Origin of the sequence: Arhodomonas sp. AD133 (genome assembly GCF_051195215.1) — a bacterium.
Lineage (GTDB): Bacteria > Pseudomonadota > Gammaproteobacteria > Nitrococcales > Nitrococcaceae > Arhodomonas.
Genome location: NZ_JBNAZM010000014.1, coordinates 72526 through 88896, shown reverse-complemented (window position 1 = coordinate 88896; position 16371 = coordinate 72526). Strand labels below are relative to the sequence as shown.

At 68.4% G+C, this 16371-nt stretch carries 19 protein-coding genes; 16 read left to right on the top strand and 3 right to left on the bottom strand.

Annotation, left to right across the window (positions count from 1 at the left end; translation table 11 throughout):
• Positions 1–146: 146 nt before the first annotated feature.
• Entirely contained in the window at positions 147–1328 is a 1182-nt protein-coding gene (locus ACPEES_RS10530; RefSeq protein ID WP_435103430.1) for a DesA family fatty acid desaturase, read from the top strand.
• A 102-nt stretch (positions 1329–1430) separates the two neighbouring features.
• Here ACPEES_RS10530 and rpmG read toward each other — a convergent pair whose 3' ends face one another.
• Both rpmG and rpmB read right to left on the bottom strand, forming a co-directional pair.
• Entirely contained in the window at positions 1431–1586 is a 156-nt protein-coding gene (gene rpmG / locus ACPEES_RS10525; protein ID WP_435103429.1) for a 50S ribosomal protein L33, read from the bottom strand.
• An 11-nt stretch (positions 1587–1597) separates the two neighbouring features.
• Complete coding sequence (gene rpmB, locus ACPEES_RS10520; protein ID WP_435103428.1) at positions 1598–1834, bottom strand: 50S ribosomal protein L28; 237 nt, start codon at positions 1832–1834, stop codon at positions 1598–1600.
• 306 nt (positions 1835–2140) lie between these two features.
• Between rpmB and ACPEES_RS10515 the strand changes: the two genes are divergently transcribed.
• The 8 genes from ACPEES_RS10515 to ACPEES_RS10480 all read left to right on the top strand — a co-directional run bounded on the left by ACPEES_RS10515 (position 2141) and on the right by ACPEES_RS10480 (position 7256).
• Entirely contained in the window at positions 2141–2572 is a 432-nt protein-coding gene (locus ACPEES_RS10515) for an Hsp20/alpha crystallin family protein (RefSeq protein WP_435103427.1), read from the top strand.
• An 83-nt stretch (positions 2573–2655) separates the two neighbouring features.
• Positions 2656–3654 carry a DnaJ C-terminal domain-containing protein gene (locus ACPEES_RS10510; RefSeq protein WP_435103426.1) on the top strand — a complete coding sequence of 333 codons (999 nt, stop codon included), beginning with the start codon at positions 2656–2658 and terminating at the stop codon, positions 3652–3654.
• 81 nt (positions 3655–3735) lie between these two features.
• Positions 3736–4050 (top strand): DUF883 family protein, encoded by a 315-nt coding sequence (locus ACPEES_RS10505; protein WP_435103425.1) that lies wholly within the window; start codon positions 3736–3738, stop codon positions 4048–4050.
• A 2-nt stretch (positions 4051–4052) separates the two neighbouring features.
• Positions 4053–4502 (top strand): hypothetical protein, encoded by a 450-nt coding sequence (locus ACPEES_RS10500; RefSeq protein WP_435103424.1) that lies wholly within the window; start codon positions 4053–4055, stop codon positions 4500–4502.
• Positions 4444–4719, top strand: a complete 276-nt coding sequence (locus tag ACPEES_RS10495; protein WP_435103423.1) for a hypothetical protein — start codon at positions 4444–4446, stop codon at positions 4717–4719. Before ACPEES_RS10500 ends, ACPEES_RS10495 begins: the two co-directional genes overlap by 59 nt.
• 129 nt (positions 4720–4848) lie before the next feature.
• Positions 4849–5511: a protein-L-isoaspartate O-methyltransferase family protein gene (locus tag ACPEES_RS10490; protein WP_435103422.1), complete on the top strand. Its 663-nt coding sequence runs from the start codon at positions 4849–4851 to the stop codon at positions 5509–5511.
• 18 nt (positions 5512–5529) lie between these two features.
• Positions 5530–5847 (top strand): rhodanese-like domain-containing protein, encoded by a 318-nt coding sequence (locus tag ACPEES_RS10485; RefSeq protein ID WP_435103421.1) that lies wholly within the window; start codon positions 5530–5532, stop codon positions 5845–5847.
• A gap of 14 nt (positions 5848–5861) precedes the next feature.
• Positions 5862–7256 carry a TolC family outer membrane protein gene (locus ACPEES_RS10480; protein ID WP_435103420.1) on the top strand — a complete coding sequence of 465 codons (1395 nt, stop codon included), beginning with the start codon at positions 5862–5864 and terminating at the stop codon, positions 7254–7256.
• Here the strand turns inward: ACPEES_RS10480 and waaA are convergent.
• Positions 7219–8490 carry a lipid IV(A) 3-deoxy-D-manno-octulosonic acid transferase gene (gene waaA, locus ACPEES_RS10475; protein WP_435103419.1) on the bottom strand — a complete coding sequence of 424 codons (1272 nt, stop codon included), beginning with the start codon at positions 8488–8490 and terminating at the stop codon, positions 7219–7221. The two genes, ACPEES_RS10480 and waaA, sit on opposite strands and share 38 nt — an antisense overlap.
• Positions 8491–8569: 79 nt before the next feature.
• Between waaA and lpxL the strand changes: the two genes are divergently transcribed.
• The 7 genes from lpxL (at position 8570) to ACPEES_RS10440 (ending at position 16249) form a co-directional block, all read left to right on the top strand.
• Positions 8570–9502 (top strand): LpxL/LpxP family Kdo(2)-lipid IV(A) lauroyl/palmitoleoyl acyltransferase, encoded by a 933-nt coding sequence (gene lpxL, locus ACPEES_RS10470; protein WP_435103418.1) that lies wholly within the window; start codon positions 8570–8572, stop codon positions 9500–9502.
• Positions 9499–10920, top strand: coding sequence for a bifunctional D-glycero-beta-D-manno-heptose-7-phosphate kinase/D-glycero-beta-D-manno-heptose 1-phosphate adenylyltransferase HldE (hldE, locus tag ACPEES_RS10465; RefSeq protein WP_435103417.1), 1422 nt, complete (start codon positions 9499–9501; stop codon positions 10918–10920). Before lpxL ends, hldE begins: the two co-directional genes overlap by 4 nt.
• A gap of 77 nt (positions 10921–10997) precedes the next feature.
• Positions 10998–11753, top strand: coding sequence for a polysaccharide deacetylase family protein (locus tag ACPEES_RS10460; RefSeq protein ID WP_435103416.1), 756 nt, complete (start codon positions 10998–11000; stop codon positions 11751–11753).
• A complete protein-coding gene (locus tag ACPEES_RS10455) occupies positions 11750–12841 on the top strand; it encodes a glycosyltransferase (protein WP_435103415.1) in 1092 nt (363 codons plus the stop codon). The genes ACPEES_RS10460 and ACPEES_RS10455 overlap by 4 nt, the downstream gene beginning before the upstream one ends.
• On the top strand, positions 12841–13872 hold the full coding sequence (locus ACPEES_RS10450; RefSeq protein ID WP_435103414.1) for a glycosyltransferase family 9 protein: 1032 nt from the start codon (positions 12841–12843) through the stop codon (positions 13870–13872). The genes ACPEES_RS10455 and ACPEES_RS10450 overlap by 1 nt, the downstream gene beginning before the upstream one ends.
• Positions 13869–14954 carry a glycosyltransferase gene (locus ACPEES_RS10445; protein WP_435103413.1) on the top strand — a complete coding sequence of 362 codons (1086 nt, stop codon included), beginning with the start codon at positions 13869–13871 and terminating at the stop codon, positions 14952–14954. Before ACPEES_RS10450 ends, ACPEES_RS10445 begins: the two co-directional genes overlap by 4 nt.
• Positions 14951–16249 carry an O-antigen ligase family protein gene (locus tag ACPEES_RS10440; protein WP_435103412.1) on the top strand — a complete coding sequence of 433 codons (1299 nt, stop codon included), beginning with the start codon at positions 14951–14953 and terminating at the stop codon, positions 16247–16249. The genes ACPEES_RS10445 and ACPEES_RS10440 overlap by 4 nt, the downstream gene beginning before the upstream one ends.
• Positions 16250–16371 lie beyond the last annotated feature (122 nt).

Sequence of the window (16371 nt, the reverse complement as noted above, 5' to 3'; positions counted from 1 at the left end):
GGGGTGGCGTGCAACGGCGGCATGATACCGGCGAGCGGCGGAGGATGCAGCCGGTTGGACGGCGTCTCGGCCGCTTCGCTATAGTGTCATAGGGAGCGCCGCCAGGCGTTCGCCATAATGCAGTGGCCCCGAGGTTTCCCGCGCCCATGTGGTTTGGTCTTCTTCCGCTTCCGTGGTGGGGGTATATCCTGGTGGTGCTGGGGCTCACCCATGTCACCATCGCTGCCGTCACCCTCTATCTCCATCGCCACCAGGCGCACCGTGCCCTGGATCTGCATCCGCTGGTCGCGCACTTCTTCCGCTTCTGGTTGTGGCTGACTACCGGCATGGTCACGGCGGAGTGGGTTGCGGTGCACCGCAAGCACCACGCCCGCTGCGAGACCGAAGAGGACCCGCACAGCCCGCAAGTGCTCGGGCTGCGGCGCGTGTTGCTGGAGGGGGCCGAACTCTACCGCGGGGCGACGGCGGATCCGTCGATCGTCGCCGAATTCGCGCACGGTACGCCTGATGATTGGGTGGAGCGTAACGTCTACCGCCGCTTCAATTTCCTTGGCGTAACCCTGATGGCGGTCATCGACGTCGCGCTGTTCGGGGCGTTGGGTATCTCCATTTGGGCGGTGCAGATGCTGTGGATTCCTTTCTGGGCGGCCGGCGTGATCAATGGTGTCGGCCACGCACTGGGGTACCGCAACTTCGAGCCCGCCGACGCGTCGACCAATCTTGTTCCGTGGGGGGCGGTGATTGGTGGCGAGGAGCTTCACAACAACCACCATGCGTTCCCGAGCTCCGCGCGGTTCGCGCTTCGGCCCTGGGAGTTCGATCTGGGGTGGTGCTATATCCGGGCCCTGCAGGCGCTGGGTCTTGCACGGGTCAAGCGTGTCGCCCCGAGCGCGCGCATCCAGGACAAACCCGAGGCGGATCTGGAGACCGTGCGTTCACTCGTGCGCGCACGGGTACACGTGATGGCTTTCTATGCCCGGGACGTGCTGTTGCCCACATGGCGGGCGGAGCGCGCCAACGCCGATCGGGGTTGCCGGCGGTTGTTGCGGCGGGCACGGCGTGCGCTGGTGCGGGATCCCGCGCTGGTGGACGAGTCCGCGCAGGCGCGGCTCGAGCAGGCACTGGCGCAAAGCGCGCGCCTGGAGACCGTCTACCGATACAAGCTCGCCCTGCAGCAGCTTTGGGTGAGGGCGCCGCGCTCCCACGAAGCGCTGCTGCAACAGCTGCGGCAGTGGTGTGCGGAGGCGGAGGCCACCGGCATTCAGACTCTGGAGGATTTCGCCCGGCGTCTGCGCGGTTTCACCGTCGTGCAGCCGGCGGCGGCGTAGCGGCGGCCGCGTGGCCATGAGGGCGTGCTCGGCGGGATCCGGGCACAAAAAACCCGCCGAAAAGGCGGGTTTTTCTCGATCCGTCACGTGGCGGCGATGTGCTTACTTGAGCTTCGCCTCACGATAAATCACGTGCTTGCGCGCCACCGGATCGTACTTGCGGAACTCCAGCTTGTGCGGGGTGTTCCGCTTGTTCTTGTCCGTGGTGTAGAAGTGCCCGGTGCCGGCACTGGAGACGAGCTTGATCTTATCGCGCATGATGCTTCACCTCAGACCTTCTCGCCGCGGGCGCGAATATCGGTGAGCACCTCGTCGATGCCCTTCTTGTCGATGATCCGCATGCCCTTGGAAGAAACCCGCAGACGAACGAAGCGCTGCTCGCTCTCCACCCAAAAGCGGTGATACCGCAGGTTGGGCAGGAAGCGGCGCTTGGTCTTGATGTTCGAGTGCGAGACGTTGTTGCCCGTAGCCGGGCGCTTGCCCGTTACCTGGCAGACCTTCGCCATGGGAACTGCCTCCTGAATCGGCGTATCCGTTCGACCCCTAGTCGATCCACGTACGAGGAACCTCTGATCAGACCCCTCCGCGGCCGCCCGCGATCCGGCGGCAGGACATGGTGCTGATCAGAGGTTCCTCGAAGACCGGTCTTTATACCAGCGCCCGCACGCTGCTGCAAGCGCAAGTCGCCGAGTTGTCTTGAATTCGTTGTCCCCGGCACCACTTCCTCTGTTGACGGCGGTGCTGATGGAAGCGCTGATCGGCTCTCGTCGCTGCCGCCATGAAAGCAATGTCGTTGAACGGAGGTTTCAGATATGGCGATTCGACGTTATGAGCCCCTGGGGCTGATCAATGAGCTTACCCGCGAGCTGAGCCGCCTCTCCGAGGGCGGTGACGACGCCAGCAGCCTGGCGACCAGCGACTGGACACCGGCGGTGGATATTCGCGAAGAGCCGAACCGTTATGTCATCGAAGCGGATCTGCCCGGCGTCCGCCCCGAGGACATCGACATACACATGGAAGGCGGGTTGCTGACGATAAGCGGGAGTCGGCAGTCGGAAGTGAACGAATCGGCCGAAGGTTACAAGCGCGTCGAACGTGTGGCCGGATCCTTCTACCGGCGGTTCAGCCTGCCGGACACCGCCGATGCAGAGCGTATCAGCGCTCGCAGTGACCATGGTGTGTTGCAGGTGGTGATTCCGAAGCAGGAGAAGACCCGGCCACGACGCATTCAGGTCGAGGGGTGAGCACGGGGGCGCAGCCGCGCCCCCTCGCCACGCCCCGGTGTTCGAAGTCCCGACGGGTCAGTGCATCAGGGGCATAGGGTTACATGGAATACAAGGACTACTACCAAACGCTGGGAGTGAGCCGTGACGCCAGCGCCGACGAGATCAAGCGGGCGTACCGCAAGCTAGCGCGTCGCTATCATCCGGATGTGAGCAGTGAGCCGGACGCCGAGCAGCGCTTCAAGGAAGTCGGCGAAGCGTACGAGGTGTTGAGCGACCCCGACAAGCGCCGCGCCTACGATCAGCTCGGCAGCGGCTGGCACGCCGGCGAGGATTTCCGGCCGCCGCCCGGCTGGGAGTTCCATGGCGCCGACCCCGGCCATGGCCGGTTCGACGAGGACTTCAGCGACTTCTTCGAGGCGTTGTTCGGCGGTGCGCACGGTTCCCCGTTCGACAGCCTGTTCGGTCGCCACGCCGGGTCAGCCGGTGGCGGTCCGGGGCGTGCGCACGGTTTCGCCGGCGGAGCGCGTCCCCGCGGTGCGGACCAGGGCGCGTCCCTCACCGTGACCCTGGAAGAGGCCTACCACGGCGTCACGCGCACCGTGCAGCTCGAGGGCAGCGAGCCGGACGCCGCCGGGCGCGTGCGCCGCACTCGGAGGAGTCTGAGGGTGCGTGTACCCGCAGGTGTCACCGAGGGGCAGCGCATTCGTCTGGCCGGCCAGGGCGGCTACGGCATGGGCGGTCAGGCAGGCGATCTGTATCTCGAGATCCACATCGCGCCCCATCGTTACTTCGAGCTCCGTGGCCGCGATATTCATCTGGAATTGCCGGTGGCGCCATGGGAAGCGGCGCTTGGGGCGCGACTGAAGGTGCCGACGCTGGACGGGGATGTGGAGATGCGGGTTCCGCCGGGCTCGCAGAGCGGCGGGCGCCTGCGCCTGCGCGGCCGCGGGTTGCCCGGAGATCCGCCGGGTGATCAGTACATAACGTTGCGGATCGTCAATCCGCCCGCCGACGACGAGCGCGCGCGGACGTTGTTCGAGCGCATGCGCGAGCAGTGCCGTTTCGACCCGCGCGCGGATCTGCGGCGCCGCAAGGGTTGATGGAACGCGCTCCTGGCCGCATGACATATGATGGGGTAATCACAGCCACTTTTGGGCCGAAGGGCCCGGGAGGAAGTGAGCATGAGCGATCAGACGTCGACCCCGATGAACGAGGGCGCGGGTGACGAGCGCCATCGCACCACCGAGCGTCTGGCGAGCGCCGCCCACGAGACCGTGGACCGACTCGCCGAACGCGGCGGCTACGCCGAGGAGCGCATCCGCGAACGCGGCGCCGACGCTGCTAGTCGTGTAAACGAGGCGCGCCAGCGTGCCCGCAGCGAAGGCGAGGAAGTCTACGAGCAACTCAACGGCTATCTCCGCACGCATCCCTATACCAGCCTGGGGATCGCCGCGGCTGCGGGCTTCATCGTCGGGGCGCTGTTGCGCCGGCGGTGAGCATGAGCGAGGGCGACGGTCGAGCTTCACAGGAAGGTGGACCATTCACCGAGGCGGCGACGGCGGTCGGTGAAGTCGTTGCCGGTTACCGCCGGTTTGCCGCCGATGCCGGTGAGCTCGCCGCCCTGGAGACGCGTCTGGCCGGCCTCGCCGCGGTGCGAATGGTGGGGGCGGGCGTCGCAGCCGCGATCCTTGTCACTGCCGCCTGGCTTCTGGCGCAGGCGGCAGTGCTCGTGTGGGTGACGGCCGTCGGGGCCCCCGTGGTCTGGGTGCTGCTCGCTCTCGCCGGCGTGAACGTTGCCGGTGCCTGGGCAGTGGGCTGGTACCTGCGCCGGTTGTCGCGCTGGCTCACCTTCGAGCATACGCGGGAACTGTTGCTGGGCGGAGGCGAGGATGCACGGACTCAAACGGGCAGTGCGTCGTCAGCGCCTGCGGCTGAAGAGCGATCGTGAGACGCTCGCGGCGGCACGGGGGCGTTGCCGTCAGGCGTTTCGGCGTGTGGCCGGCCGGCCGTCGGTGCTGGCTGCCGCGGGTGTCGGCGGATTCCTGCTGGGGATGCGCCGCCCGGCCTGGAAGCGACGCGACAGCCGTTCGCTGATCGGCCTGGCGCTGGCTTTGTGGCGCGCCTGGCTGACGGGGCTGGGGGCGGCCAAGGCGCTACTGCCCTGAGGCCGGCTGTTGCGGGCGCGGGGCGTGGAAGCCACTCAAGTGATTGTACGGTCATGCGGTTGCCTGGTAATAGCAAAGTGCTTAGTCTTGGACCGGTTTCCGTGGGGTGGATGAACCGAGGATCGCGGCATGACCGAAGTCAATCTCGAGCGGGCACGTTTCAACATGGTCGAGCAGCAGGTTCGGCCCTGGGAGGTGCTCAACGACCGTATCCTGGACGTACTCGAGGCGCTGCCGCGCGAGGACTTCGTCCCCGCCCAGTACCGCAATCTCGCGTACGCGGACCTGCAGCTGCCGCTGGCCCATGATGAAGTAATGCTCGAGCCGCGGGTGGAGGCCCGCATGCTGCAGGCGCTCGAACCACAACCCGGTGAACGCGCGCTGGAGATCGGTACCGGGAGCGGTTACTTCGCTGCCTGCCTCGCACGGCTGGCAGGCGAGGTCACCAGCGTGGACATACACGAGAGTTTCCGGGAGCTTGCCGCCGAGCACCTCGCCAGCCGCGGCGTCGAGAACGTCCGCCTCGAGGTCGGCGATGCCGCGGCGGGCTGGGATGACGGTCATCGCTATGACGTCATCGCTGTCACCGGTTCCCTGCCCGAGTTGCACCAGGGGTTTCACCGTACGCTTGCCATCGGTGGGCGGCTCATCGTCGTGGTTGGCCAGCTGCCGATCATGGAGGCATTGCTCATCACGCGGGTGGCGGATGACCAGTGGGCCGTGGAGAGCCTGTTCGATACCAGCATACCGCCGCTGCGCGGCGCCCGGGTCACCCCCCGGTTCGAGCTCTAGGGTGGTCTCCGGGACGGCATGGAATCACTAGACGCGCCGGCGCTGGCCGCCCGCCTGCAGGCGGAGCCGAACCTCCAGCTCGTCGATGTGCGCGAGCCCTGGGAAGTCGATACCGCGGCCATCGCGGGGACCCATCACATTCCGCTCGCCGAGTTGCCGCAGCGCGCCGCGGAGCTCGATCCGCGCCGCCCCACGGCGGTGATCTGTCATCACGGCGTGCGCAGCGCCATGGCCGGGCAGTGGCTCGAACGGGCCGGATTCGACGAAATCATCAATCTTAGTGGCGGTATCGATGCGTGGTCGCAGCACGTGGATGCGGCCGTGCCACGCTACTGAAGGGAGTCCAGTGGATGATGAAACGTATCGTGCTCACCGCGGTGCTGACTGCGGCGTCGCTGCCGGCGGTGGCTGCCGAGGACCTGATCGATGCCTATCGCCAGGCCCGCGAGAGCGACCCGACGTTCCAGCAGGCGCAGGCCGAGCTGACAACCGCCCGGGAAGCGTTGCCCCAGGCGCGGGCCGGCATTCTTCCGGAGATCGGCGCCAACGCCTCGGCGCAGCGCACCTACCAGGATGTCGACCCGGACGGGGCGCCGTCCATGAACGAGAGCTTCAATTCCGTGAGCTACGGTGTGGAGCTGCGTCAACCGGTATTCCGTTATGACGCCTTTGAGCAGCTCGATGTGGCGGAGGCGTCGGTAGCCCAGGCGACGGCGCGCTTCGCCAGTGCCGAGCAGGCACTGATGACCCGTGTCGCGGAACGCTATTTCGGTGTGCTCGATGCCCAGGTCGCGCTGCAGGCGGCCCAGGCCCAGCTCAAGGCGATCAACCGCCAGCTCGAGCAGGCCCGCGAGCGCTTCGATGTCGGGCTCATCGCGCGTACCGACGTGGAGGAGGCCAAGGCGCGCTACGATACCGCCCGTGCCGGTGTGATTCAGGCCGAGAACGCCCTGGAAAGCGCACTGGCGAGCCTTCGCGAGGTAACCGGCGCGAGCTATGAGGACCTCGCCCGCGTGCGTGAGGGCGTCGAGCTCACCGCGCCCTCGCCGGCCGAGGAGGATGCGTGGCGGCAGCGTGCCGAGGAGCAGAACTGGGATCTGACGGCGGCCCGCCGGTCGGCGGAGGCGGCCATGGAGCGCGTGGACGTCGCCCGTGGCGGACACTACCCGCAGGTCGACGCCGTGGCGAGCTACGGCGGTAGCCACGCCAGCGGCGGCGTTGGTTCCTCGGGGGTGACCGGTGGCTCGGATAGCCAGGAACTCGCCGCTGGCCTGGAGCTCACCGTGCCGCTATACACCGGTGGGGAGACGAGCTCGCGGGTGCGCGAGACACAGTCCCAGTACACCGAGGCGCGGGCCGCACTGGAGGCCACCCGGCGCAGCGTCACCCGCGCCGCGGCGGACGCTTACCGCGGCGTGCAGACGGCGCTTCAGCGCGTGCAGGCGCTGGATCAGGCACGCACGTCCAACCGCACGGCGCTGTCCGCCACCGAAGCCGGCTTCGAGGTGGGCACGCGTACCATCGTGGATGTGCTCGACGCCCAGCAGCGGCTTTTCGAGGCTGAACGCGACTACCAGCAGGCCCGGCACGACTACCTGCTGAATACACTGCGGCTGCAGGAGACCGTCGGCAGTCTGGGCGAGGACGATCTCGCCTCGATCAACCAGCTGCTCGCCGAGGAGGTGGGGCCGTACGTGAGTGTCGAGGCTATCGACTCCGAAGAAGACGCGTCGCCGTCGCAGTGACCCGCTCCAGCGCACCGCGGTTGGCCGCCATCACGGCCGCCGCGGCCGCGCCCATGTCGGTCCGTATCTGAGGATCGGTGAACAGGGCTTCGACCGCCGCCGCGAGTGTTCCACCGTCGCTGACGAAACGTGCCGCACCCGCCGATTCCAGCATCCTGAAGATCTCGCTGAAATTGTGCACGGCCGGGCCGGTGAGCACGGGCAGGGCAAGCGCGGCCGGTTCCAGGGGGTTGTGCCCGCCCACGTCCACCAGGCTTCCCCCCATGAAAGCCAGGTCGCCGGCGGCCAGCAGCGCAGGGAGCTCACCCATGGTGTCACCGATGATCACCTCCGCGGGCTCGAGTTCGGCCTGTGTGGCGACCGAGCGGCGGGCGATACGGAATCCTGCCGCCTGCGCCTGGCGGGCGACGGCATCGAACCGCTCGGGATGGCGGGGCACCAGGACCAACGCGGCGTCGGTGACGCGCTGCCGTAGTGAGCGGTGTGCATCGAGCACCGCGGCGTCTTCGCCCTCGTGGGTGCTCGCTGCGACCCAGACGGGTCGTGTGCCGAGCACCGCACGAAGCGTTCGCCCTGCCACTCGGTGTGCCTCGCTTACTTCCTGGTCGAACTTGAGGCTGCCGGTGACCGCGATGCGTTCGGGTGGTGCCCCGAGCGTGCGCAAACGCGCGGCATCCGCTTCGGTTTGTGCGGCGATGGCGGCGAAGCGACGAAGCGCGGCGGCAGCGAGCCGCGGTACCCGGGCATACCCCGCCGCCGAACGCGCCGACAGGCGAGCATTGGCCAGCATGACCGGCACGCGGCGCTGCTCGGCGGCGGCGAGCAGGTTCGGCCAGATCTCGGTCTCCATGACGATGCCCAGCGAGGGCTGAGTACGGTCGAGGAATCGGCATACCGCTCCGGGGACATCGTAGGGCAGGTAGCAGTGGTGGACGCGGTCGCCGAACAGCGCGCGTACGCGCGCGGAGCCGGTGGGGGTGGTGGAAGTCACCAGCATGGGCCGATCATGGTGCTCGTGCATGAGCCGTTCGATCAGCCCGCGTGCGGCGATGGTCTCACCCACCGAGACCGCATGCACCCAGATGCACCCGCCGGGCAGGGCGGGTGCGTAGCCGAGCCGTTCACCCCAGCGCGCCCGGTAGCCGGGCGCCCGGCGCGCGCGCCAGAGCAGGCGCGCGAACAGTAACGGTGTCGCCACACGCAGGGCGGCAGTGTAAGGTGTGCGTGGATCCATCGCCGCGCACACTAGCATAGCGGTGCGCTACCGGCCGTCTGGTATACTGCACCGCTTGTCTCATCCACGCGTATCGTCCATGGATCGCAAGCTGCTCGCGCCGCGTTACTGGCTGACCTGGCTGGGCATTGGAGTATTGTGGGGCGCCGCTCGCCTGCCGTATCGCTGGGGCATGGCCGTGGGGGATGTGCTCGGGTGGCTCGCCTGGTACCTCATTCCCTATCGCCGCCATATCGTCGATACCAATCTGCGGCTGTGCTTTCCCGAGTGGTCCAGCGCCGAGCGCGACACCCTGGCAAGGCGCAATTTCCGTCGCACCGGACGCGGACTGGTGGAGCTGGCGTTGGCCTGGTGGGCGCCCGAGCGCCGCATCGCCCGGCTCGGGCATGTGGAAGGCGTCGAGCACGTGCACCGCGCCCTGGCCGAAGGCCGTGGCGTCATCCTGGTCAGCGCGCACTTCATTCCGCTGGATATCTCCGGGCGGATCCTGGCCCGGGAGTTCCCCTTCCAGGTGATCTACCGGCAGAATCGCAACGCGGTGATCGAGCATTTCATGGGCGAGAGCCGGCGGCGTCACCTGGAGCACGCCTTCGACCGTCGCGACATGCGGGCGCTGGTGCGGGCGCTGCGTGCGCGCCGGGTGGTGTGGTATCCGCCGGATCAGGACTACGGTCGGCGCCACGCCGTGTTCGCACCGTTTTTCGGCGTGCCGGCGGCCACGATTACCATGACCTCGCGTCTGGCGAGGCTTTCCGGCGCCGCGGTGATTCCCTGTTACGGGCTCGCTCGCGAAGATGGCGCCGGCTACGTGGTGAAGCTCGGGGCACCGCTGGAGGGCTTCCCCAGCGGGGATGACCTCGCCGACGCGACGCGGCTGAATGCGTCCCTGGAGGCGGAGGTGCGCCGCTACCCGGATCAGTACTATTGGGTGCATCGGCGCTTCAAGACGCGCCCGGAGGGCGAGTCGCGACCCTATACGCGGACGCGGCGCAGACGCAGGAAACGCTCATGAGGATACCCGAGTTCGACAATGTGGCCCTGCTCGTGGCCGGTGACGTCATGCTGGATCGTTACTGGTACGGCGAAACCGCACGGATTTCGCCGGAGGCACCGGTGCCGGTGGTTCGCGTGGGCGAGGCGAGTGATCGCCCCGGTGGTGCCGCGAACGTGGCACGCGGTGTCTCCGCCCTGGGGGGGCGGGCCCGTCTGGTTGCCCCGGTGGGTGAGGACGAGGCCGCCGGAGCGCTCGGCCGGGCGCTGATGGGCGACGGCGTCGAGTGCCACTGGCAGCGTCATTCAGCGATGCGAACGATCACGAAGCTGCGCGTGGTCAGCCAGCACCAGCAGATGATTCGCCTGGATTTCGAGGATGCCGCCGAGCGTGTGCCGGCGTTGTCCTCCGCCGCCATCGAGTCGGCACTCGATGGCATGGACGCGCTCATTCTCTCCGACTACGCGAAGGGGGCCCTCGGCGACCCCGGACCGTTGATCGCGGCAGCCCGTTCCCGCGGTCTGCCCGTGCTCGTCGACCCGAAGCGGGTGGACCTCCAGGCCTACCGGGGAGCGACGGTAATCACGCCGAACCGCTCGGAATTCGAGCGTGTGGTGGGTACGTGCGCCGACGAGGCGACGCTTCACGCCCGCGGTGCGGCGCTCGCCGAGCAGCTGGAGGTGGACGCATTGCTGGTCACCCGGGGCGAAGAAGGTATGACGCTGCTGCGCCGGGGCGCCGAGCCGGTGCACATTCCAGCCCAGGCGCAGGAGGTCTTCGATGTCACCGGTGCCGGGGACACGGTCATCGCGGTGTTCGCCGCGGCGCTCGCTGCCGGCGATGATCTCACCCAGGCGGCGGCCGTCGCCAATCTGGCCGCAGGCGTGGTCGTGGGGAAGCTGGGTACTGCCACGGCGAGTGCCGCCGAGCTTCGCAGTGCCGCGCGGCGCTGGCAGCCCGGCGGGGGCCGTCACGATGTGCTCGGTGAGGCAGAGCTGCTCGAAAGGGTGGCCGCCGCGCGCGCGCGGCAGGAAGTCGTGGTCATGACCAACGGCTGTTTCGACATTCTCCACCCGGGCCACGTCGCCTGCCTGGAGCAGGCGCGCGCCCTCGGTGACCGCCTCGTGGTGGCGGTGAACGACGACACCTCGGTGCGTCGGCTCAAGGGCGAGGCACGGCCGGTGAACCCGCTGGCGCATCGCATGGCGGTGCTCGCGGGGCTGGCGAGCGTGGACTGGGTCGTGCCGTTTGCCGAGGATACTCCTACGCGCGTGATCGAGACGGTGTCCCCGGACGTGCTGGTCAAGGGCGGCGACTACGGCGTCGAGGACGTGGCCGGGCACGAGCACGTGCTCGCTCGCGGCGGCGAGGTGCGTATTCTGCCGCTGGTGGACGGCTACTCCACCACCGGTATTGTGGAACGGCTGGCGCGGAACTGATGCATGGCAATGCCGCACGCAAGCTTAGTAAACTCCGCGCCGTGCGTTCACGCCACGCCCCAGGGATGAGCGAGTCGATGCCGCCTGCCGAACCGCCGGTCTCCGTGTTGATGTATCACCAGGTGGGGCCGTTCGCCGCACCCAAGCTGCACCGGGCAGGTTACTGTCATGTGCGCCGATTCCGGGCCCAGATGGCCTGGCTGCGCCGGTTCCGCTACAACGTCATCGGTCTCGACCGCCTGCTCGATGGACTCTACGGGGACGCGACCCTGCCGCCCCGCGCGGTGGTGCTCACCTTCGACGACGGCTACGAGAATTTCCGCGAGCATGCCTGGCCGGTGCTGCGGCGCCATGGCTTTCCCGCGACGGTTTTCCTGGTCGCCGACCATATCGGCGGGCGGGCGGAGTGGCTTGGTGACGGGCAGGCGAAGGCGCCGCTCATGGATGCGGACACCCTGCGTGCCCTGAGCGCGGAGGGCGTGACGTTCGGTTCCCACACCCTGAGCCACCCGCGGCTCTCCCGCCTGGACGAAACCGCGCAGCGGCGGGAGATCCACGAGAGCAAGGTTCGCCTGGAGACGCTGCTCGGCGTGCCGGTACGCCATTTCTGCTATCCCTACGGCGACTACGACGTCCGCAGCCGGGAACTCGTCGCCGAGGCCGGCTATGCCAGCGGGCTTACCTGTATCCGCGGTGCCGCGAACACCGCCGATGGCGCGCAGGAGATCCCCCGCAAGGCGATTTCCTACGGGGACAACCTCATCGGTTTTCTCTGGAAACTTCACTGCAAGCATGCGCGCAAGGACCGCGCCGGTGGTGCCCGGGCCGCATGAAAAGCGTGCACGTGCTCGGCAGCCGGCAGTTCGGGGGGGCGGACCGCTTCTACGTGCGTCTGATCGAGGCCCTCAACGCCGCCGGCCACGAGACCGTGGCGGTCAATCGTCCGGGCAGTCCGGTGGCGCGTGCACTCGCGGCTTCGGGCGTGCGTCAGTACCACCTTCCCTTCGCCAACAAGTGGGACGCCGGCACCGTTGCGCGTCTGCGGCGGCTGTTGCGCCGGGAGCGACCCGACGCGGTGCAGACGTACATGGGGCGGGCGACGCGACTGACCAGGGTGCCGGCACGTCTCGGTGCGTCTCACATCGCACGCCTTGGTGGCTACTACAAGCTCGATGGGTATTACCGTCATTGCGATGCCTGGGTCGGTAACACCCGTGGTGTCTGTGATTATCTGGTGCGCGAGGGACTGCCCGCCGAGCGCGTCTTCCACATCGGCAATTTCGTGCCACCCCCGCGAACCGTGACGGCGGGGGAGCGGGCGGCGCTGCGCCTGCGCCTTGGCCTCCCCGAGGAGGCCCGGGTGGTGTTCACGCTGGGGCGGTTCATCGATATCAAGGGCTTCGACGACCTTCTGCGGGCCTTCGCGCGTCTGCCCGCCGAGCACGGCGGCAGGCCATTGCATCTCATTATCGTTGGCGATGGACCGCTCGCCGGTGACCTGCGGGCGCTCGCCGCCGAGCTGGGCGTGGCGCCGCGCGTGCACTGGCCCGGCTGGCAGGATGATCCCGACCCCTGGTTCGCGCTCGGTGATGTTCTCGTCTGTCCCTCGCGCCACGAGACGCTGGGCAACGTCATCCTGGAAGGCTGGAATCATGAGCTGCCGGTGGCGGGTACCCGCACGCCCGGGGCGAACGAGATCGTCCGCGACGGGGACAACGGTCTGCTGGCGCCCTGCGAGGACCCGGCGGGGCTGGCGGCGGTGCTCGCCGAGCTGCTGGCCCTCGATGACAGCCAACGCGCATCGCTGGTCACCGCCGGGCGTGAGACGCTGGAGCGCGAGCACGGCGAGACCGCCGTCGTCGATGGCTACGTGAGCCTCTACGAACGTCTGCGCAACGGCCGCCATCGGGAGGCCGGCTGATGCGCCGTATTCTGGTGATCCGGCTTTCGGCGCTCGGCGACATCGTCATGGCATCCGGGTTGATCCCGGCGTTGCGCGCCCGGTGGCCGGACGCCCATATCGCCTGGCTCGCCGAGCCCGCCGGCGCCAGCCTGTTGCAGGCCAACCCGCGTCTCGATGAGGTCATGGTCTGGCCGCGCGGCGAGTGGCAGCGGCTGCGCGGCGAGCGTCGCTACCCTGAGCTCGTGCGCTCGGTGAGAGCCTTCGTACGCGAGCTGCGTGCACGTGAGTTCGATCTGGTGCTGGACACCCAGGGGTTGCTCAAGAGCGGGTCATGGGCGCGTATCACCGGTGCGGGCGAACGCATCGGCATTGCCTCGCGCGAGGGTAGCGAACGGTTGATGACGCGTGTTCTCGCACCACCCCGCGACGATCCGCGTATCGGGAGCGAATACCGTGCGCTTGCCGAACACCTTGGCGTCGATGCGCAGCGTTTTCCCATGGACCTCGCGCTTGCCGAGGACGATCGTGCCGCCGCCCGGGAAGCCGTCTCCGGCGCTGGGGTGGTCGGCGATCACGTGGTGTTCGCCCCGTTTACGACCCGCCCCCAGAAGCATTGGTTCGAGGAGCGCTGGCGTTGCCTGGCGGGGCACTTCTCCGCCGAGGCAGGCGTGACCCCGGTGATTCTCGGCGGAGGAGATGACAGGGAGGCCGCGGCGCGGCTGACCGCCGACACCGCCGCGGTGAGTCTCGCCGGCAAGCTGTCGCTGCGCGCGAGCGCTGCGGTGGTCGCCGGCGCCCGTGCATTGGTGGGCGTGGATACCGCGCTCACCCATATGGGCAGCGCGTTCAACGTGCCCACGGTGGCGTTGTTCGGCTCGACCCGGCCGTACCTGGAGACCGACAGCCCGGTGACCCGGGTGCTTTACGAACCCCTGTGGTGTTCGCCGTGCCGGCGCCGTCCACTGTGCGGCGGCGTGTTCAGTTGCATGCGGCTGCATCGCGCCGATGACGTGTATGCGCTGACCCGGTCGCTCATGGAGGCGGCATGACCGTCGTCCACGTGGAGACGGGGATGCACCTCTACGGCGGCGCCCTCCAGGTGCTCTTTCTCCTGCGCGGCGTGCGCGAGCATCCGGGCCGGCACGTGCTCGTCTGCCCCGCGGGCAGCGAAATCGCTGCGGCCGCCGAGGGCGTCGCCGACCGTGTCGTGGCCATTCCGGTACGCGGCGATCTGGACATTGGGTTCGCACGCCGGCTCGTCCGGGTGCTGCGCGAGGAGTGCGCCGACCTGGTCCACCTGCACAGTCGCCGCGGTGCGGACGTGCTCGGTGGTATCGCCGCGCGTTTCGCCGGCGTGCCGGCGGTGCTCAGCCGGCGCGTGGACAACCCGGAACGCCGCTGGCAGGTCGCGCTGAAGTATCGCCTCTATGCCCACGTCGTGACGATCTCCGAGGGCATCCGCCGCGTTCTGCTCGCCGAAGGCGTGCCGCCGGAGAAGGTGACCTGCGTACCGAGCGCGGTGGACACCGAGCGCTATCGCCCCGGCGGCGACCGTGAATGGTTCCGGCGCATCTTCTCGCTGGACGCCGATGAGCAGACCGTTGGCATGGTCGCCCAGTTCATCCCTCGGAAGGGGCATCGGTTGCTCGTCGAGGCGGCGTCGGCCATTCTGGCCACGCAGCCACGCACCCGTTTTCTGCTTTTCGGCCAGGGCCCGGAGGTCGACGCAATCCGTGCGGCAGTGGCAGAGGCGGGGCTTGCGGAACGCTTCGTCTTCGCCGGTTTTCGCGATGATCTCGAACAGGTGATGCCCTGCCTCGACGTGCTCGCCCACCCCGCCTACATGGAAGGGCTCGGCGTCTCGCTGCTGCAGGCGGCTGCCTGCGAGGTACCGGTGGTCGCCACCCCGGTGGGCGGTATCCCTGAGGTGGTGGTCGATGGCGAGAACGGGCACCTGGTTCCGGTCGGCGATGCGAACGCGCTGGCACGGGCGGTTATCGGCCTGCTCGCCGAACCCGATATCCGGGAACGGCTGGGTGCGGCGGGGCGGGAACGTGTGCTCCGGGCCTTCTCCGTGGAGGCCATGGTGAACGGCAACGAGTCTGTCTGGCGTCGATGCGTGCAGGCGTGAGCGGGCTATGGGGCACAGCGAGTCGGTCGCCACGCTGGGCGGAGCGCGTGGCACTGGCGCTCGTCGCCGTGTTCGCGTTCAGTGCGACCTACAAGGTGAGCTGGGCCAACTCGGCGCTCGGTCTGCTCCTGATCGCCGCCGTCGTCATGCGCGACGGGCTCCTGCGATATCTCGTCCACACCCTCGCCGGACGGATCACGCTCGCCTACCTTGGCTACATCGGCATCTACGCCGCCGTGTCGGCGACCCTCTCTGGTACGCTCGCGCCGTTTGCCGCCACCGCGCCGTACGTCCAGGGTGGGTTGCTGTCGATACTGGTGCTCGCTTTCTGGTTCGAGCGCCTGCCGTCGGCTGCTGCCTGGACGATCGCCCTCCTGCCTCTGGGGCTCCTTGCCAGGGTGCTGGCGCGCTGGCAGGCCGAGGACGGCTGGGCGCTGCTCGCCGGCAGCGCGCGGGCGTCGTTCGGCGACTCGGCGGTCAATTTCGCTCTGTGGGCGCTGATCGGGGCGCTGTGTGCGATTCTCGCGGCCTACAGGGTCTCGCAGCAGCCATCGTGGTCGCGGCCGGTACGTCTCGGTGCGGGGGGGGCGCTGCTGGTCCTCGCGGCGGTCACGCTGGCCGGCGTGTTCCTGTCGCAGACGCGCGCCGTGTGGCTGCTCGCAATCGTGCTCTTACCCGTGCTTGTTGTCGCCCTGCTTCGAGCCGGTACGGCGAACCGTTGCCGCTGGCCGGCGCTCGTCGTCGCCATCCTCGGGCTCGCGTCGGTGCTCATTGGCGCCACCCTGGTGCTGGGGGAGGGCATGCTGGAACGCTGGCGCGGCGAGCACGACGCGCTCGTCAGTGCCTTGGTGGGCGAGTGGCAAGACGTGGATACGGAAACTTCCGTGGGCCAGCGCCTGCATATCTACCAAGTCGGCATCGAGGCGGTGAGCGAGCGGCCCTGGCTGGGTCAGGGGCCGGGTACCGACGCTGCCGTCCTCGCGGCGTCGGGTGACGCCGTGGTGGCGCATTATGGCGTCGAGCATCTCCACAACAGTGCCCTGGTGATGTGGGTGGAATACGGGATGCCGGGGCTCGCGTTTTTCGCGGCGTTCTTCCTAGTGCCTGCCTGGTACGCCCGGCGGGCACTACGGGCCGGAGAACGCGAGGGCTACGCCGTGCTCAGTCTCGTCGTGTTGATTGCCATGTTCGGCGCTTCCATGTCGAACCACGTGCTTGGCGGCTATCGCGCGCCGTTCGTGCTCGCGCTTTTCGCCGGTCTCGCCGTCGCCCGCGGCTGGCGTGCCCGGTACTAACCTTTGCGAAAGTATTGCCAGGTTTCAGTGGCCGTGTGCGCCGCTGTTCGCTTCGACAAGCCGTGGCGGTACGCCGCCACTGTGGGCTTGCGGTATCCCGAGTCACTCGCCTCGACGGTCAG

Bases quoted from the DNA above. Each gene is read 5' to 3' on its own strand.
- ACPEES_RS10505 (WP_435103425.1), top strand. From the start codon at position 3,736: ATGAGCGATCAGACGTCGACCCCGATGAACGAGGGCGCGGGTGACGAG.
- ACPEES_RS10445 (WP_435103413.1), top strand. From the start codon at position 13,869: ATGACCGTCGTCCACGTGGAGACGGGGATGCACCTCTACGGCGGCGCC.
- ACPEES_RS10500 (WP_435103424.1), top strand. From the start codon at position 4,053: ATGAGCGAGGGCGACGGTCGAGCTTCACAGGAAGGTGGACCATTCACC.
- waaA (WP_435103419.1), bottom strand. From the start codon at position 8,490: ATGGATCCACGCACACCTTACACTGCCGCCCTGCGTGTGGCGACACCG.
- ACPEES_RS10495 (WP_435103423.1), top strand. From the start codon at position 4,444: ATGCACGGACTCAAACGGGCAGTGCGTCGTCAGCGCCTGCGGCTGAAG.
- lpxL (WP_435103418.1), top strand. From the start codon at position 8,570: ATGGATCGCAAGCTGCTCGCGCCGCGTTACTGGCTGACCTGGCTGGGC.
- ACPEES_RS10450 (WP_435103414.1), top strand. From the start codon at position 12,841: ATGCGCCGTATTCTGGTGATCCGGCTTTCGGCGCTCGGCGACATCGTC.
- ACPEES_RS10510 (WP_435103426.1), top strand. From the start codon at position 2,656: ATGGAATACAAGGACTACTACCAAACGCTGGGAGTGAGCCGTGACGCC.
- ACPEES_RS10515 (WP_435103427.1), top strand. From the start codon at position 2,141: ATGGCGATTCGACGTTATGAGCCCCTGGGGCTGATCAATGAGCTTACC.
- ACPEES_RS10485 (WP_435103421.1), top strand. From the start codon at position 5,530: ATGGAATCACTAGACGCGCCGGCGCTGGCCGCCCGCCTGCAGGCGGAG.
- ACPEES_RS10490 (WP_435103422.1), top strand. From the start codon at position 4,849: ATGACCGAAGTCAATCTCGAGCGGGCACGTTTCAACATGGTCGAGCAG.
- ACPEES_RS10460 (WP_435103416.1), top strand. From the start codon at position 10,998: ATGCCGCCTGCCGAACCGCCGGTCTCCGTGTTGATGTATCACCAGGTG.
- ACPEES_RS10530 (WP_435103430.1), top strand. From the start codon at position 147: ATGTGGTTTGGTCTTCTTCCGCTTCCGTGGTGGGGGTATATCCTGGTG.
- ACPEES_RS10480 (WP_435103420.1), top strand. From the start codon at position 5,862: ATGATGAAACGTATCGTGCTCACCGCGGTGCTGACTGCGGCGTCGCTG.
- ACPEES_RS10455 (WP_435103415.1), top strand. From the start codon at position 11,750: ATGAAAAGCGTGCACGTGCTCGGCAGCCGGCAGTTCGGGGGGGCGGAC.
- hldE (WP_435103417.1), top strand. From the start codon at position 9,499: ATGAGGATACCCGAGTTCGACAATGTGGCCCTGCTCGTGGCCGGTGAC.
- rpmG (WP_435103429.1), bottom strand. From the start codon at position 1,586: ATGCGCGATAAGATCAAGCTCGTCTCCAGTGCCGGCACCGGGCACTTC.
- rpmB (WP_435103428.1), bottom strand. From the start codon at position 1,834: ATGGCGAAGGTCTGCCAGGTAACGGGCAAGCGCCCGGCTACGGGCAAC.